Source organism: Stenotrophomonas sp. YIM B13575 (genome assembly GCF_042787595.1).
Classification (GTDB): Bacteria; Pseudomonadota; Gammaproteobacteria; order Xanthomonadales; family Xanthomonadaceae; genus Stenotrophomonas; species Stenotrophomonas lactitubi_B.
Genome location: NZ_JBHZOP010000103.1, coordinates 1 through 15,761, shown reverse-complemented (window position 1 = coordinate 15,761; position 15,761 = coordinate 1). Strand labels below are relative to the sequence as shown.

The 15,761-nt window shown below is 67.7% G+C and carries 11 protein-coding genes; 1 reads left to right on the top strand and 10 read right to left on the bottom strand.

Annotated elements, in window-relative coordinates; translation table 11 throughout:
• Positions 1 to 8 precede the first annotated feature (8 nt).
• Positions 9 to 896, top strand: coding sequence for a LysR family transcriptional regulator (locus ACFX4F_RS15940; protein ID WP_380656985.1), 888 nt, complete (start codon positions 9 to 11; stop codon positions 894 to 896).
• A 54-nt stretch (positions 897 to 950) separates the two neighbouring features.
• Here the strand turns inward: ACFX4F_RS15940 and ACFX4F_RS15935 are convergent, their stop codons facing one another.
• From ACFX4F_RS15935 to ACFX4F_RS15890, 10 genes are all read right to left on the bottom strand, one after another.
• Positions 951 to 1,646 carry a hypothetical protein gene (locus tag ACFX4F_RS15935; protein WP_380656982.1) on the bottom strand — a complete coding sequence of 232 codons (696 nt, stop codon included), beginning with the start codon at positions 1,644 to 1,646 and terminating at the stop codon, positions 951 to 953.
• 6 nt (positions 1,647 to 1,652) lie between these two features.
• Entirely contained in the window at positions 1,653 to 2,762 is a 1,110-nt protein-coding gene (locus ACFX4F_RS15930; RefSeq protein WP_265953180.1) for a toxic anion resistance protein, read from the bottom strand.
• A 43-nt stretch (positions 2,763 to 2,805) separates the two neighbouring features.
• Entirely contained in the window at positions 2,806 to 3,513 is a 708-nt protein-coding gene (locus ACFX4F_RS15925) for a hypothetical protein (protein ID WP_380656978.1), read from the bottom strand.
• Positions 3,510 to 8,879 carry a DNA repair ATPase gene (locus ACFX4F_RS15920; protein WP_380656975.1) on the bottom strand — a complete coding sequence of 1,790 codons (5,370 nt, stop codon included), beginning with the start codon at positions 8,877 to 8,879 and terminating at the stop codon, positions 3,510 to 3,512. The genes ACFX4F_RS15925 and ACFX4F_RS15920 overlap by 4 nt, the downstream gene beginning before the upstream one ends.
• 82 nt (positions 8,880 to 8,961) lie before the next feature.
• Positions 8,962 to 10,980, bottom strand: coding sequence for a hypothetical protein (locus tag ACFX4F_RS15915; protein ID WP_380656972.1), 2,019 nt, complete (start codon positions 10,978 to 10,980; stop codon positions 8,962 to 8,964).
• Positions 10,977 to 11,651, bottom strand: coding sequence for a DUF1449 family protein (locus tag ACFX4F_RS15910; RefSeq protein ID WP_089236317.1), 675 nt, complete (start codon positions 11,649 to 11,651; stop codon positions 10,977 to 10,979). Before ACFX4F_RS15910 ends, ACFX4F_RS15915 begins: the two co-directional genes overlap by 4 nt.
• 168 nt (positions 11,652 to 11,819) lie before the next feature.
• Positions 11,820 to 12,476 (bottom strand): phosphoribosylanthranilate isomerase, encoded by a 657-nt coding sequence (locus tag ACFX4F_RS15905; RefSeq protein WP_025876155.1) that lies wholly within the window; start codon positions 12,474 to 12,476, stop codon positions 11,820 to 11,822.
• Positions 12,473 to 13,243, bottom strand: a complete 771-nt coding sequence (gene truA, locus ACFX4F_RS15900; RefSeq protein ID WP_099819039.1) for a tRNA pseudouridine(38-40) synthase TruA — start codon at positions 13,241 to 13,243, stop codon at positions 12,473 to 12,475. Before truA ends, ACFX4F_RS15905 begins: the two co-directional genes overlap by 4 nt.
• A gap of 32 nt (positions 13,244 to 13,275) precedes the next feature.
• Entirely contained in the window at positions 13,276 to 13,635 is a 360-nt protein-coding gene (locus ACFX4F_RS15895) for a VOC family protein (RefSeq protein ID WP_380656967.1), read from the bottom strand.
• A gap of 23 nt (positions 13,636 to 13,658) precedes the next feature.
• Entirely contained in the window at positions 13,659 to 15,641 is a 1,983-nt protein-coding gene (locus ACFX4F_RS15890) for a FimV/HubP family polar landmark protein (RefSeq protein WP_380656964.1), read from the bottom strand.
• Positions 15,642 to 15,761: the final 120 nt, after the last annotated feature.

The window sequence follows — 15,761 nt, the reverse complement described above, 5'->3', positions numbered from 1 at the left end:
AATCTCACATGAGCACGTCACTACTGCCGCCGTTGAATGCCCTGCGGGCATTCGAAGCCACCGCACGTCTGGGCGGTGTTGGCCGCGCTGCGCAGGCGCTGCATGTGACCCATGGCGCGATCAGCCGCCAGCTGAAGCTGCTGGAAGACCATCTGGGCCTGGCCCTGTTCCAGCGGGCCGGTCGCGGCCTGCGCCTGACCGCCGCCGGCACCCGCCTGCAGGAAGCCTGCAGCGAGGCCTTCAGCGGCATCGAGGACTGCGTGCGCGCATTGCAGCGGCCGGCGGCCTCTCCGGCGCTGGTGCTGGGATGCAGCGGCAGCGTGCTGGCGCGCTGGATGATTCCGCGGCTGCCCGCCCTGCAGGCGGCCCTGCCCGGCGTGCACCTGCAGTGGTCGGCCCTGGATGGCAGCTTCACAGAGACGCAGGCCACGCTGGATGCGGTGCTGCTGCTGGCGCAGGGGCCGTGGCCACGCGGTTGGCAGGTGCGCGAGTTGGCACCGGAGCGGGTGGGCGTGGTGGTGGCCCCCTCGCACCCGGCGGCGCATCGGCTGCGCCATGTGCCGCCGTCCGCCCTGCTGCAGGAAACGCTGTTGCATACCAGTTCGCGCCCGCAGGCGTGGCCCGCGTGGGCACTGGCACATGATCTGGATCCGGCCCAGCTGCAACTGGGCACCGGCTTCGAACACCTCTACTACCTGCTGGAAGCGGCGGTGGCGGGGCTGGGCCCGGCGATCGCACCAGAGCCGCTGGTGGCAGAGGATCTGGCGGCGGGGCGGCTGGTGGCACCGTGGGGGTTTGCCGCGACCGGCGGGTTCTGGGTGCTGGCGCGGCCGGACGGCCCTGTCGATGCACGTGTGGATGCGCTGGCGGACTGGGCCGCCGCCCAACTGCAGTGACGATTGCCGCGCAGAGACGGACGCGACAGCCGGCAGAACCTCGCTTTACGGGCATTACATGCCGCTGGAAAACACTTCGAGCCTGTCTGCGCTGACCCAGCCCTGCGCGCAGCTCCCCGCATAGTGTCCCGGCGCTGCCACGTGGCAGGCTTCGCCCCTGGCGCCCTTCATGCCGCTGATGGGCCTGTCGCCATAGGTGTCACACAACGCGTTGCCCTTGCACTTGCCGACCGTGTTGGCCGGAATGGCGACAACGTAATAGAACAGCGGATTCTGTCCGGTGCGGCCGATGCCCTGCACGCAGACCAGTTGCCCCTTCGACAGTTTCGCGGTGGCGGAGGCCTTGCTGCCGCTGCCCGGTACCGCGTCCAGCGTCTCCACGCCCTTGGCCTCGGCCACGCCAGCGAAGAATCCCTGATCGCCGCAGTCCGGCGACAGTTCGACGTCGTAGAAGTCGCCGCTGTCGACATCACCTGCCGTGCAGCCGGTACCGGCACTGGCATTGCTGCACGTCACCGCGCTGGCGCGGATCAGCGCGGCCAGTCCATCGCGGGCCGCTGCCGGAGTGGACACGGGTACCGCTGTCGCTGCAGAGACCGGGACCGGGGCCGCGGCAGGCGCGGCAACAGCGGCGGGCGACACTGCGGAGGGGTTCGATGAATCTCCCGCCGCACACGCGCCCAGGGCAAGCAGCAAGCCAGGAACCAGCGCAACGCGGAAACAGCGGGAGGAAAGACAGAGCAAATCCATTGCGACCTACGGCGCCGTCGGCGCCGCCAGGCGCTGCTGCAGGTCCTCGCGCAGGCGCGACAACTCGACTTCGGCCTGCTGACGCTGCTGCATACCCTCGCGGTGGATGCTGCGCACTTCCTCGACGGTGGCGATCAGCTGATCGTGCACGTGGCGCAACGTGGCCACGTCGATCACGCCGCGCTGGTTGCTGCGTGCGGTGTCCACCGAAGCCTGGCGCATCAGGTCGGCATTGCGTCGCATCAGCTCGTTGGTCGCATCATCGATCGCATTGGCCAGTTCGGCCGCGTTCTTCTGCTCTCCCAGCGACAACTGGATCGCGAACTGGCGCTTCCACGAGGGGATGGTGATGTCGCGGACGGTGTTGAACTTCTCGATCAGCTGCAGCGCATTGGCCTGGATCAGGCGGATCATCGGCAGCGACTGATCAGCCGCGTGCTGCATCAGCTGCAGGTCGGAGACGCGCTTCTCGATCAGGCGGATCGCATTGTCGATCTCGCTCTGGCGGATGCGCTGCTGCGGGTCTTCGCTGCCCTGCCCCAGCAACTGCTCGGACTGCAGCTGGGCCAGGCGCTGCTTGCCGGCGGCGGCATACAGGCCCAGGGCGTGACGCTCCTCGCGGACGATGTCGTGCATGCGGTCGAAATCGCTCACCCGCTTGCCCATCAGCGCCTGTTGCGCGCCGACGTCGCCGAGCAGCTGTTCGATCTGCGAATTGGTGTCGCTGAACTTCTGCACCAGTTCGCCCTTGGAAGAACGCAGGCGATCGATCAGGCCACCGATCAAGGGCACCTTCGAGCGCTGCGAAAAACCATCCAGCTTGAGCTCGCGCGCGATGCGTACCACTTCCCCGAGTTTCTCGCCGTTGGCATCGAGGTCACGATTGCGCACCTGGTCCAGCAGCTGGCTGGAGAAGGCCGTGGTCCGTGCGGCGGCTTCACGGCCGAACACCTGCAGGTTGCCTGGGCGCAGGTCTTCCAGCTCGCGGCCGATTTCGGCGATGCGCGGCAGATCGTCGCGGACCAGGCCGAGGGCCTTCAACGTGCTGTCATCAAGTTCGGGAACGGGCGTGGTGGCGGGCACGAGCGTGCCGGAGTTCTGGCTGTCCTGGGTCATCGGGCAGTGTCCTTGCAGTGGATAAGCGGCAGCGGCGGCCGGCTCAGCGCAGTCTAGCCTGAGCAGCGGCCACTTCGTCGTCGATCTGCGCCTGCAGCGCGGCTGCCTGCGTGGCCTGTGCAGCCTGCGCCTGAGCCTGGCGTGCCAGCGCGGCCTGGCGCCAGGCCGGCAGCAGCACATCATGGATGCGGACGAAGCGCTGCAGCAGGGCTTCATCCTGCTCCTGCAGCAGCTGCCATTGCCCGCCTTCGATGCGCCGCAGCGTGGCCAACCGCTGCAGGTGGTCCACGCGCGGCGCCAGTGCGGCCTGCGCAGCACCTTCCAGCGTCGCCAGCTGCGCGGCGCCGAACGTGGCCCAGGCCTCCAACGCGGTGGCAGCCGCATCGTTGTCGATGATGGCCCGGGCACGCTGCTGCACACGCTGTGCGAGGCCCTGTGCCTGCTCGCGGGCCTGCAGCGCCAGCACACCCAGCTGCGCCTGCAGCGCCTGCGCCTGCGCTTCGCGTGCAACATCGCGGCCGAGCAGGCGCCCCCACCAGCCCTCCTGCCGCCGCAGCCGCGCCGGATCGCCGGCCTGCAGGGCCAACGCGATCCGCGCCAGCGCAGCCACCAGGCCTTCGCCGCCCGCGTCGGCCTGCAACGGTGTCGGCTCGGTCAGCAGCTGCAGCAAGGGGCTGCCATACGCAGCCAGCGCGGCTACGTCGGCACACGCCGCAAGCGTGGGTTCGGGCAGGGAGCGTACGCAGGTCACGGAAGTGGCGGCGGACGTGGGCCGTCATCAGCCACCGTTTCCGGCGGCAATGATTCACCGTAGAAGTGGCGCATCAGCGCTTCGTCGAGCGCACGTTCTTCCGGTGTCGCTGCACGACGCACGCGCGGACGACGACGCGTGTCGGCCGTGGCCACATCGGCAGTCACCTGCTGCCGTGCCCACCCGGCGAAGGCCGCCAACGTCTGCGACAGCTGCACCTGCTGCTCCTGCGAGGCGACCAGCACCTGCAGCAGCGGTGCCAGACCGGCCTGCAGGTCTTCGGCCAATGGCGTGGTTGCGGGCTGCGGTGCGGCCGGCGCGCTGGCCGGCCGTGCATCCGCCAGGCGCTGCAGCGCCGCCAGCAGGGCCGGCCATGGCGCAGGCTCCGGCACGACGGCCACCTCTGCCGGCGGTGGCGGTGGCAGCTGCAACGCACTGGCGATGTCGGCCAGCTGCGCGACCACGCGCCCACCAACGTCACTGTCACCGGCGCCCATCGCCTTGTTGCGCAGGAAATCGCGCTTGATCTGCGCCCAACGTTGCGCGCGCTCGTCATCCAGCACGCCACGCAGCTCGGCCAGCTTCAGCAGATTCTCTTCGGCACCGGTGGTCAGCAGCTGCGCTTCGCCCAGATAGTGGTCGGAGATCAACTGCTGCAGCTCGTCGTCATTCATCACCGGCGAAATCTTCTCCGCCAGTTTGTTCATGTTGCGGTAGCTGCCCTGCAGGCGGAATGGCGGCTCGGCGCGATAGCGGTCGTCCTGCGCGGCGCTGGCGATGTACTGCTGGTTGACCCTGTAGACCACGTCGCGCACGCGCAGCATGCGCTGCAGGGTGGCGGTGATTTCGTTGACCTCGGCGCCACTGTAGGCATGGCTCAGGCCGTTGCTGGAGACATCCTTGCCCATCGCGCGGTCGACCAGCAGGTACAGGTCGGCCATCTCGCGCGTGGCCAGCGGTGCCAATACCGGGTTGGAGGTCAGGCTGTTCTCGATGTAGCTGAGGGTGAAGGCTGCTTCCATGCCGCCGAGCACGTCGCCGAGGTTGTAGATGTCGGCACGGTTGGCCAGCATGTCCGGGATCTTGAACACTTCGCCGGACTCGGTGTACGGGTTGCCGGCCATGACCACGCAGAACTTCTTGCCACGCATGTCGTAGGTGCGCGTACGGCCGCGCCACACGCCTTCGATACGCCGCGTGCCATCGCACAGCGAGATGAACTTCTGCAGGAACTCCGGGTGCGTGTGCTGGATGTCATCGACATACAACATGGTGTTGTTGCCCATCTCCAGCGCCAGGTTGAGCTTCTCCAGCTCCTGCCGCGAGGTCGCGTCCGGTGCCTGCTGCGGATCCAGCGAACGCACCTCGTGGCCCAGCGCCGGACCATTGATCTTCATGAAGACCAGACCGAGGCGATGCGCCACGTACTCCATCAACGTGGTTTTGCCGTAGCCCGGCGGCGAGATCATCATCAGCAGGCCCATCAGGTCGCTGCGCTTGTTCTCGCCAACGGTGCCCATCTGCTTGGCCAGGTTGTCGCCGATCACGCCCAGATACACGTCGTTGATCAGCTTGTTGCGCACGAAGGACGACAACGGCCGCGCCTTGAACTCCGACAGCCGCAGGGTTTCGCGCTCGCGGCCGATGATGCCCTGGCGCACCGCCTGATAGGCATGGAAGGCCGGCACGAAGGATTGCAGGTGGTGCTGCAGGCGTGCCAGGAAATCATCCAGTGACACGGTCAGGCTGCCATTGTGGATGCGGGCATGCTCGCCCAGCAGGCCACTGACCTCCGCCTGCAGCGGTGCATCGCTGGCACGGGTGCGCAGCTGTCGCTGCACCAGCAGCAATGCTGCCGCTTCTTCGACATAGCCGGCGTGCGCCGATTGTGCCGGCAGCCCGGCGAGCGCCCGCAGCCATTGCCCGGCCAACGCCCAGCGCGTGGCCAGCGGATCCTGCGAGCGCTGCAGCGCACGTTCAAGCGCTTCACGCTGGCCCGCCTGCTCCAGTTGCTGCGACAACGCGTCCAACAGCGCCTGCGCGTGGCGGCTGCTGCTGAACACCGGCTCGCCGGCGACCAGCTCTTCGCCCAGATACGCCGCTGCGGCATCGGCGGCGGCGGCGTCGAACGGCAGTGCATGCGCAAGTGCATGCTCATGCAGCGCCTTCGCCATTTCCGCGCGCAGGGCCTGACGCCCCTCATCGGAACCGAACAGGCGTGCGATCGCCTCCGCACCGGCCTGCCGGCCAGGCCACTGCGCCACGGCTTCATCGCGTTGCCGCGCAGCCCAGAACAGCAGTGCCAGCGCACGCACATGCGGCGAATGCCGCAGCGGGCCGGCGGCCTGCTGCAACGGTAACAGCGCGCGCAGGATCAGGGCCGCATCATGGTCATGGATACCGCGCTCGTAACCCTCGCGGTAACGCGGCGCGGCAAACGCGCGGACCCGCTGGTCCAGCGCTTCGGGTTCGGCTGCATCATGCTGCAGCTGGGCCAGGTCCAGGCCATCGCGGCCCTGCTCCGCAGCCAGCAACAGGCACCCGGCCAGGTATTCGCCGCGGTAGAGCGCGTCCGATTCCGAATCCAGGGTCACCTGCCAGAACGGCTTCAGCGCATCCAGCTCGGGATCGTGCAGGGTCTCCAGGAAGTCGGTGCCGGTGAGATGGATGGCAAGGGTTTCGCCACGCGGCAGCAGGGTCAGGTCCAGCGCCTGGGTGTTCACGCTGAAACGATGGCGTGGGCCAAGGCGGACCACGTTGCCGCCGGCCTCGTACAGGTCGCTGCGGTCACGCAGCTGGCGCACGGCCTGGTCGCGCACGCCCTTCAGGCGCGCCTCGACATCGTCAGCCTTGACGTTGTCGCGCAGCGCACGCAGGCGCTCGGCCAGTTCACGCAGCTTGAGGATCAGCGGATCGCCGGCGAAGAACGCGTTGAGTTCGTCGGCCGTGCCGAACCGCTCGGTACGCTTGCCCAGGCCGTCGAGGATGCGGTTGGCGGCATCGAGCACCGAGCGCGCCTTGCGCTGGCGATCATCCAGCAGGGCCTGCTTGTGCGTGTCGAAGGCCTCGACCAGCTCTTCGCGTTTGCTCAGGATGTCGCCGAGGAACTGCTCGTGCTCGCCGAACTGGCTCTCCAGTTCTTCCAGCTGTACCAGCAGGCGCGACAGCTGTTCATCGGCACGCTCAGGGTCGCTGGCCATCGCCAGCGCGCTGGTTATCGACTGCGAGAACAGGGCGAACTGGGCGGCGAACTGGGCCACGGCTTCGGCCGAGCCCAGCGACCTGCGGCGCTGTTCGGCACGTGCGCGCGCCTGGTTGAGGCGCCCGTACAGCAGCGAGATGGATTCGACCACGCGGGTACGCGCAGTCGCATCGTCGACCTTCAGCCCGGCCATCAGCTCGGACAGCATGTCCAGATCACCGGCCATGGCGCGCAGGCCGTCCAGCTGCTCATCCAGCTGGCGTGCACTGGCGGCCTGCTGTGCGGCCTCGTCCAGCGCCTGCATGCGAGCGGTCAAGGGCGCCAGTGCCGCATCGCCGGCGAGGAAGGTACCGGTGGCGGCGCCGACACGGTCGTGCGCCTGCACCAGCTCCGCTGCCATCGCCTCGATGCGCGCGGTATCGATGTAGCGCAGTTCGCGGATGGTCAGCAGTCGACCGCGCAGCGCGGTGATCGCGTTGAGCGCTTCAACGAAGGCCTGCACCTCGTTCCAGTTTTCCGGCTGCAGCCGGCCCAGCAACGCCTTGTGCGTGCTCTCGGCCTCGGCCATCGCCTGCGCCGACTGCTGGCGGATCGACTGCACTTTCTCGTATTCGTCCAGCACCGATTCCCCGGTGGCGCTGATCTGCCGCAGCAACGCTTCGGCACCATCGCAGGCCTCGTCGCCCAGCCAATGATGGGCATCGAAAAGCCGCCGGGTGTCGGCCACCAGGCGCTGGTAGCGCTGCACCGATACATCCTGGCCGTCGATCTCGCGCGCCAGGTTGAACAGGTTGGAGATACCACGCACCAGCTCGGCGTTGCCGATGCGCCCCATGAAGGTATTGCCGGGCGGACGGCTGGCGGCGAACTCATCGCTGCTGAAAGGCGTCTGCCAGACCTGCATCGGATGGATGCGGGTCGGCTCGCTGCCTTCGGCATGGAACAGCACCATGCGCCCGTCCTGCATGAAGGCATAGCCGTGGCCGAACACCGGGTTCTGCAGCACGCGCTGGATGGTGTTGTAGACGAACAGCGCCGAGCGCCCGCCTTCGCGCTCGTAGAAGATGTACAGCACGTCCTCGCCGTTGGGCGAACGGATGCTGCGCTTGAACTGCATGCCATCCATCGAGGCGTCGAACGCCTTGTGCTCACCACCCTGCAGGTAATAGCCGCCCGGGAAGATGATGCCGTGGTCCTCGGGCAGCTGCACACAGGCCTGGACGATGGCATCGTTGCGCACGATGTCGCCGGTGAGCGTGTTGTAGATCAGTCCGCGCCATTCGGTTTCGCGGTAGGGCAGCACTTTCAGCAGCACCAGCGAGCCGACCCGGGCAAACTCGAACTGGGCGTCGTCGAGCGACTGCGTGCTGTCCTCCACCGGCTCGCTGTAGATGCCCTGCCCGGTTTCGGTGTTGTTCTCCACCTTGATGGTCAGGTCGCCACCGGTGGTTTCCACGAACAGGGTGTCGAGGATGTTCAGATGCGAGTGGCGGCCGTTGACGGCAAGGTCGCGCGTGGCGCGGGTCCATTCGAAATCGAAGGGCGGCGGCAAGGCGATGTCACGCTCGCCACGTGCATCGAGATAGGTCAGTTCACCTTCGCGTGACAGCGCCCAGCGGAACACGCGCACGTCGCTGCTGCGCTCGCCGATCTGGAACGAGGCCAGCAGCTTGTCGCCCACCACGATCAGCTGCAGCAGGCGTGCATGCTTGTAGTACGCGTACAGCTCGTTGAAGTCGTGCACGAAGCCGGGCTGGTCGAGGAAACTGCCCTTCAGCTCCAGCGCGGCGACGTCGTAGCCCTCAGTGCCCTGTACCAGCCGGTACAGGCCGAACACATCTTCGATGCGGGTCTGCGTCTTGAGCCCGATGAACACGTTGTAGCCGAACAGCAGGCGGTCGGGGCCGACCTGGACGATGTCGCGGCCGACACAGTTGTTCTCGCTGCGGATGCGGAAGCGGCCGACCACCTCCAGGCGGCTGTCGCCGAACTCGGCCAGGCGCTGGCGGTTCAGTTGCTCGGCAACGGCCTGCAGGCGCTGGCCCTGTTCGCCGAGACGGCGTCGCAGGACTTCATAGGCGCCGCCCTGGGCAACGGCCTGGTCGACGGTATCGCCGGCAGCCTCTGGTGCGGCGGACTCGGTGGACGGTTTGGTTTCGGACATCAGCAGGTTTCCGGCTCACGGACGGCCGGCCGTCGATGCGGCCGGCACGGGTGGGCGATGGCGGCGGCCATCGCCGGGTGGATCAGCGCGCGCTGTCGACCACAACGGTCGCCGCGACGGGCACGGTCTCCGCGTCCTCGGCGATCTGCCGCGGTGCATTGTCGGCGACGTTGACGCCCAGGTAGCGCTGCATCAGGTCCTGCACGATCGGGCTCTTGCCGGCGAAGCCTTCGATCGACTTGCCCAGCGACACCGCCTTGATCAGGTTCTCGAACATGCCGCCGTCGCCACCGATCAGGTCGATGTCGGCATTGCGCAGTGCGCTGGCGATCACGCCGGCGTTCTCGCGCGAGACTTCCTTGCCGGCTTCGATCGACGCCAGCGCCTGCTTGAGGCTGTTGTCGAGCATCATGCGGAACTCTTCATGGCCACGTGCCTGGTCGCTCAGCGAGGCGATCGCTTCGAACTTGCGGACCAGGCCCTCGGCCTCGGCCAGCAGCTTCTTCTGCACCACGCCGGCTTCGGCGTTGCCCAGCGATTCGGTGGCGGTGGCGCGGGCCAGGCCCATCTTTTCCTCGCCCTGTGCCTGTGCCTGCAGCGTCTCGGCCAGCACGCGCGCCTCGTTGCTGCCCTGCTTCAGGTTCGCTTCGGCCTTTGCTTCGATCACGCGCGCCTCGGCGATGCCGACCTTCTCGATGGCCAGCGCCGACGCTTCGCGCACCTGCGCTTCGGCCAGGCCGGGTGCGGCCTGCTCGGCGCGGAAGGCGTCGGCCAGCAGGCGCTTGGCCTCGGCCTGCTTGCCGGCAGCTTCGTGCTCGGCCTGCGCCAGCGTGGTCAGCTCTACCGCGCGGTGCTTGGAAGCGGTCTCGCGGGCCTGTGCTTCCTTCACTTCGCGCACCAGCGATTCCTGCGCCTTGGCTTCCGCTTCCAGGATCAGCACCTGCTTCTGGCGGTCGGCCTCGGAGACTTCGCGCACTTCCTTGATGCGCTCTTCTTCCTGCGCCACGGTCTTGTCGATGGAGATGCGTTCGCGGGTGATGTTGGCCACGTCCATCTTGCCCTGCTCAACCACCTTGTCGCGCTCCACGCCCTGCAGCTGTACTTCGCGATCGGTGGTGACCTGCTCCAGCTGGCGTGCACGTTCGACGCGCTCGGCTTCGATGGCCACGGCGCGCTGGCGGTTCTGCTCGGCCACTTCCACTTCGCGCATGCGGTTCTGCTCGCGGATGTCGATCACCTGCTGCGCTTCGATGCGGGCGTTCTCGGACAGCTGGCGCTGCTCTTCCTGCACCTTGGCGGTCTCGGCTTCCTCGCGCGCACGGATGGTCTCGATCTCGCGCTTCTGCCGTGCCTCGGCCTCGGCCTGCTGCCGTTCAAGCGCCAGCAACGCTTCGCGGGCTTCGACGTTCTTCTTGGTGATGGCCAGCTTCTCGTTCTGCTCCAGTTCGTTGGTCACCACGTTCTGCGCAGCGGTCAGCTCGGTGATCTTGCGGATGCCCTGCGCATCGAGGATGTTGAACTGGTCCAGCAGCGACTTCGGGGTCTGCTCCAGGTAGTCGATGGCCACGTCTTCCAGCACATAGCCATTGAGGTCGTTGCCGATCACCGCAATGATCTCGTCGCGGAATTCCTGGCGCTTCTCGAACAGCTCGGTGAAGTCGAATTTCTTGCCGACCGTCTTCAGTGCTTCGGAGAACTTGGCGTTGAACAGCTCATCGACCGCGTGCTTGTCCGAGGCGCGGTCGGCGCCGATGGCCTTGGCCACGCGCAGCACGTCGGCCTGGGTCTCGTTGACGCGCAGGTAGAACGCCACGGCGATGTCGGCGCGCATGTTGTCGCGGCAGATCAGGCCTTCCTTGCCGCGGCGGTCGATCTGCAGGGTGATCAGGCTGATGCGCATCAGCTCGGCGCGGTACAGCACGGGAATGATCAGCGCGCCGGTGAAATGCACTTTCGGGGTGGAACTCATGTCGTTGACGATCAACGCCACGCCCTGGTCGACCTTGCGGTAGAACGCCTTGAACAGGCCCGCTACGCCGAGCAGGAGGGCGAGGACGCCGCCCACGATGATCAGGAAGGGGAGCACGGATTCCAACGTCATTGATGATTCTCCTTGTTGCCCGGAAGCAGGTTGTCCTGGAAGTCGAGGGCGACCGCGTCGGCGCGGACCACCCGGTAATGGTGTTGTGCTGCCACATGCTCGACCAGCACGATGCGCTCTCCGCGCTGCAGTTCGATGTCGCTGCGGATCTGCAGGACCAGGCCGGCGCCGCCGTCATCGACGGTGGCATGGCCACTGCGTGCGTCGACCTTCGGCGAGGCGACCACACCGACCCGGCCCAGCAGCGAAGCCTGCGGCACCGGGCGCAGGCGCAGCAGGAAGCGGCGGATGGGACGCAGCAGCAGCGCGGTGACCGGCACCGCCGGCAGTGGCGCGAGCACCGCCACCACGGTACCCAATGACCAGCGCAGCAGGTCGGGCAACGGCAGCAGCAGGTACAGGTGGATGAAGTAGGTCAGGGTCCAGGCGAACAGGCTCAGCAGCGTCACCACCACCATGAGCGGCACGCCGCCCAGGCCCCAGCGCGCCAGCAGCGCGGACAGGCCACTGAGATGGGCATCGCCTTCAAGGGCGCCATCGGCACCGGCCTCGCCGAAACCGTCATCGACCAGGCCGAAGGCGGCAATTCCCCAATACAGAACCGCCACCGCCAGCGCGACGCTGTACGGGAGGGTCGGATAACCGAGTACGACGGTGAGGAATTCCTGCATCGTTTGCCTTCCTGGGCGGGGGCGCCAGGCGCCCGTTCGGAGCTCGCCAACAGCGGCTCCGTCGATCCTCGTGCCGGCCCTCGTGACCAGCGCGCTTGGGATCATCCTATGTGAAGAAGGTGTGCAGGCTCAAATGTGAAGACCGGACACGTTGAAACTGACCGTGGTTCAATCCAGTACGGCGCAGTCGGAGCGCCGGACTTCTTCCACGAACGTACGCATCTTGTAGCCGTCCTTGATGCCCGGCTCCAGTTCAATGCCACTGGAGACATCCACGCCCCACGGCAGGGTCGCCAGCACGGCGTCATGCACGTTCTCCGGCGTCAGGCCTCCGGCCAGCAGGAACGGCCGGTGCAGGCCGGTGGGGATACGCGACCAGTCGAAGGCCACGCCGGTACCGCCGCCGCCGCCCGGCGCATGGCTGTCGAACAGGAAGCCGGCGGCGCTGGGGTAGCGCAGCTGCAGGGTACGCGCATTGATCTCCTCGCGCCCGCCCATGGCGATCGCCTTCAGGTAAGGCATGTTGAAGCTGCGGCAGAAGCTCTCGTCTTCCTCGCCATGGAACTGCAGCAGGGTCGGCCGCACGGTGCGCAGCACCTCGCGCACTTCTTCCCTGCTGTTGTTGCGGAACAGCGCCACCACGTCGACCATCGGTGCGATCGCCTGGCGCATCGCGCGCGCTTCGGCCGGTGCGACCCGGCGGCTGCTCTCGCGGGCGAAGATGAAGCCCACCGCGTCCACGCCCAGCTCGCCGGCCAGGCGCACGTCGCCGGCGCGGGTCATGCCACAGAACTTGATGCGGGTACGGTAGTAGGAGCGGCTCATAGCGTTACCTCGGCGGGCAGATGCCAGTTGTCGGGGTACAGCGGCCCCAGGAACACCAGTCCCTGCGCAGGAGCGGTGGGACCGGCTACGGTTCGGTCGCGCCCGGCCAGCAGTTCGGCGATCCACTCCACCGGTTTCTCCCCACTGCCAACCAGAATCAACGAGCCGACAATATTGCGGACCATGTGATGAAGGAATGCATTGCCGCGCACCGCCACCTCGATGACATCGTCGTGGCGGCTGACCTGCAGCGACTGCAGTTCACGCCGCGCATGCAGGGCCTGGCACTGCACCGAGCGGAAGGCGCTGAAGTCGTTCTCGCCCAGCAGGGCCTGCCCGGCCAGGTGCATGCGCTCGGCATCAAGCGGGCGCCGCTCCCAGCTGAGGGTCTGCCGGCCCAGCGCCGGGCGCACTTCGCGGTTGAGCAGGCGGTAGCGATAGCGTCGTGCCCGCGCGGAGAAACGGGCATGGAAGTCATCGGCCACCGGCACGCACCAGCGCACCGCGATCGAGCGCGGCAGGCGGGTGGTGGTGCCGAGCATCCAGGCGCGCGGATCACGCACCACGTCGGTCTCGAAGTGCACGACCTGGCACTGACCATGCACGCCGGCATCGGTGCGGCCGGCGCAGACCACCTGCAAGGGGGTATCGGCCACCGATGACAGGGCCTGTTCCAGGCTGGCCTGGACGCTGGGTCCGCCCTCGCCCAGGTTCTGCCATCCCCTGAAATCGCTGCCGTCGTACTCGACGCCGAGCGCGTAACGCATGTGCTACCTCGATGTTGCGGATGGGGCGGCGCTCAGGCCGGGTCGCGCTCGGACCAGACCGCCAGTTCGTTGCCACCGGGCTCGATGAACTGGAAACGGCTGCCACCGGGGAAAGAAAACACGGTCCGCACGATCTGTCCGCCGGCCGCGCGCACGGCCGCTTCCATCGGCGCCAGCTGATCGGCATACAGCACCAGCAGTGGCGAGCCTTCGCTGGCACGCTGCGGTTGGCCGCGGAAGAAGCCTCCCTGCAGGCGGCCATCGTCGAACGCGGTGTAGTCGCTGCCGTAATCGACGAACGACCAGCCGAACACGGTCTCGAAGAACGCGCGGCTCGCAGCCGGGTCGCTCGAGGCGAATTCAACGTAATCCAGGCGGCGTTCGCGGGTCATGGCAGGTCCTTGTCGAAGGGGTGTCAGGGCAGACGGGCGAGCAGTTCACGGGCCTGCGCCTGGCAATGCAGATCGCCACCTTCGGTAACCTCCTGCAGCAGGGTGCGCGCAGTCTGCGCGTCGCCCAGATCCAGATAGGCGATGGCCAGTTCCAGCCGCTCCTGGCCGACCCGCGGCGTCCAGTCATGGCCACTGCCTGCCGCAGACCCGACGGCGTCCTCGGCGGCCGCGTGGTCGTCGTGCAGGTCGATCGGTGCAGCCACCCCATGCTCATGCGGTTCGGCAGGCAGATCGAACACACCGCGGAACTGAGGCTCCTGTTCGGCCTGCAACGCGTAGTCGGGCACGGCCACCTCGGTCGGTTCAGGCGGCGCGACCAGGGCAGCGGCAGCAGCATCGTCCCAGCGCGGCAGATCGTTCACCGCTGCAGGCAGTTCAGCCAGCGCGTCCTCATCAAGCTCACCCGCCCGCCACTCGGCCGAAGCGGCATCCTCACGGATTTCCGCATCCGGCGCGTCATGGTCGGCAGGGCTGGCCCAGGCCGGCATCGCCGGTCCCTGACGCCCGCCTTCGGCTGCGAAGCCCGCCCCGGCGTCGTGCTCGGCCAAGGTATCCAGCGCCGCACCTGCCGGCAGCGCTGCGGCCAAGCCGGCGGCATCGTGTTCTTCGCGCAGCGGCGGCAGCGGCGAGGGCTTGCGACGACGCAGCACCCAGGCGCCCAGGGCAACCAGCACCAGCAGCGGCAGGCCCAGCCAATACCACGGCGTGCCGGCACCCGGCGCACCCGGCGCCTGCGCCAAGCGCTGCTGCGCGGCGGCCAGGTCATTGTCCTTCATCGCGATCAGTGACTGCTGCTGCTCCTTGAGCTTCTCCAGCTCCGCCACGCGCTGCTTCAGATCGCCGATCTCGGCATCGCGGGTGGCGATGTCCTCCTTGGCCTGGCGCAGTTGTTCGTTGCCCAGCATGTCACCCTCGCTGCCGGCAGTGGTGCCGGTGGTTGTGCCCGCGTGCGCGGCGTCGGACGCCAGCGCCGGAGCGATTTCAAGTCGTGCCCCTGTGGCCGCAGCCGGGGAAGAAGCCGCGCCGTCGGCCTTGGCCACCGGCATCGGGGCGCCGGCCGGCTGTGGCACGGTGCGGGCCTGCCGCCACTGCGCGGCATGTTCGCGAACCAGCGCGGCTGCCTCGGCCGCATCCACCGCAGCCAGTGCGGTATCGCCCGGCATGCGCAGCACCGCGCCCTGCTTGAGCAGGTTGACGTTGCCTCGGATGAAGGCTTCGGGATTGGCACGCAACAGCGCGATCATCGCCCGGTCGCGACTGATCTGATTGCCACGGGCCAGCGAACCGGCAATCTGCGAAAGGGTCTGTCCGCGCTGCACGGTCACGCTGCCGTCTGCGGCCGATGCCGTTGCTGCTGGCGCTGGCGCAGATGCCGCAGCGCGCGGACGCGGTGCAGCCGGTACGGCTGCCGGCGTGGCTGGTGCCGGCTCGGCTGCAGTTGCAGCGGCGGCAGGCGCATCGCGGACGATGGTGTCCGACAGCACGCCGGCCGGCGCGACGATCTCCGGTTCGGCCACGGCCAGTGCACTGGCCGGTGCATCAACCAGCGCCGAGTACTCACGCACCAGCCGACCCTGGCCCCAGTCGGCCTCGACCAGGAAGCTCAACGACGGTGTTTCCACGGGCGTCTGCGAGGTGACCCGCACCACCGCCCTGCCCTGTGCATTGCGGGTCAATTCGAACTGCAGTTCGCTGACCAGGCCTGCCGGACGCTGCAGGCCAACGCGCTCGAAGGTGACCGGCGAGGCAAGCGCGACGCGCAGGTTCTCAAGTTCGGATGGATCGGCGGAGATCACCGGGATCTCGGCCAGCAACGGCTGTCCTGGCTTGGACAGGACCCGGATGTCGCCCAGGCCCAGGGCCATGGCCGAACTGCTGACCAGGGCCAGCAGCGCGGCGGAGAGACAGGTGAGCGGACGCCGTGCGCCCTTGGCTCGTTTATTCATGGGCGACACTATAAAGCGTGCGGACCAAGGTCCGCACCCATGTAGAGCCGAGCCCATGCTCGGCTGCTTGGGGAGAGCCGAGCATGGGCTCGGCTCTACAGAAAAGGCCGGGCGTTGCCC

Excerpts from the sequence above, each read along its gene's own strand:
- ACFX4F_RS15940 (WP_380656985.1), top strand. The coding sequence starts at position 9 with ATGAGCACGTCACTACTGCCGCCGTTGAATGCCCTGCGGGCATTCGAA.
- ACFX4F_RS15910 (WP_089236317.1), bottom strand. The coding sequence starts at position 11,651 with ATGCAGGAATTCCTCACCGTCGTACTCGGTTATCCGACCCTCCCGTAC.
- ACFX4F_RS15920 (WP_380656975.1), bottom strand. The coding sequence starts at position 8,879 with ATGTCCGAAACCAAACCGTCCACCGAGTCCGCCGCACCAGAGGCTGCC.
- truA (WP_099819039.1), bottom strand. The coding sequence starts at position 13,243 with ATGCGTTACGCGCTCGGCGTCGAGTACGACGGCAGCGATTTCAGGGGA.
- ACFX4F_RS15905 (WP_025876155.1), bottom strand. The coding sequence starts at position 12,476 with ATGAGCCGCTCCTACTACCGTACCCGCATCAAGTTCTGTGGCATGACC.
- ACFX4F_RS15890 (WP_380656964.1), bottom strand. The coding sequence starts at position 15,641 with ATGAATAAACGAGCCAAGGGCGCACGGCGTCCGCTCACCTGTCTCTCC.
- ACFX4F_RS15915 (WP_380656972.1), bottom strand. The coding sequence starts at position 10,980 with ATGACGTTGGAATCCGTGCTCCCCTTCCTGATCATCGTGGGCGGCGTC.
- ACFX4F_RS15935 (WP_380656982.1), bottom strand. The coding sequence starts at position 1,646 with ATGGATTTGCTCTGTCTTTCCTCCCGCTGTTTCCGCGTTGCGCTGGTT.
- ACFX4F_RS15895 (WP_380656967.1), bottom strand. The coding sequence starts at position 13,635 with ATGACCCGCGAACGCCGCCTGGATTACGTTGAATTCGCCTCGAGCGAC.
- ACFX4F_RS15930 (WP_265953180.1), bottom strand. The coding sequence starts at position 2,762 with ATGACCCAGGACAGCCAGAACTCCGGCACGCTCGTGCCCGCCACCACG.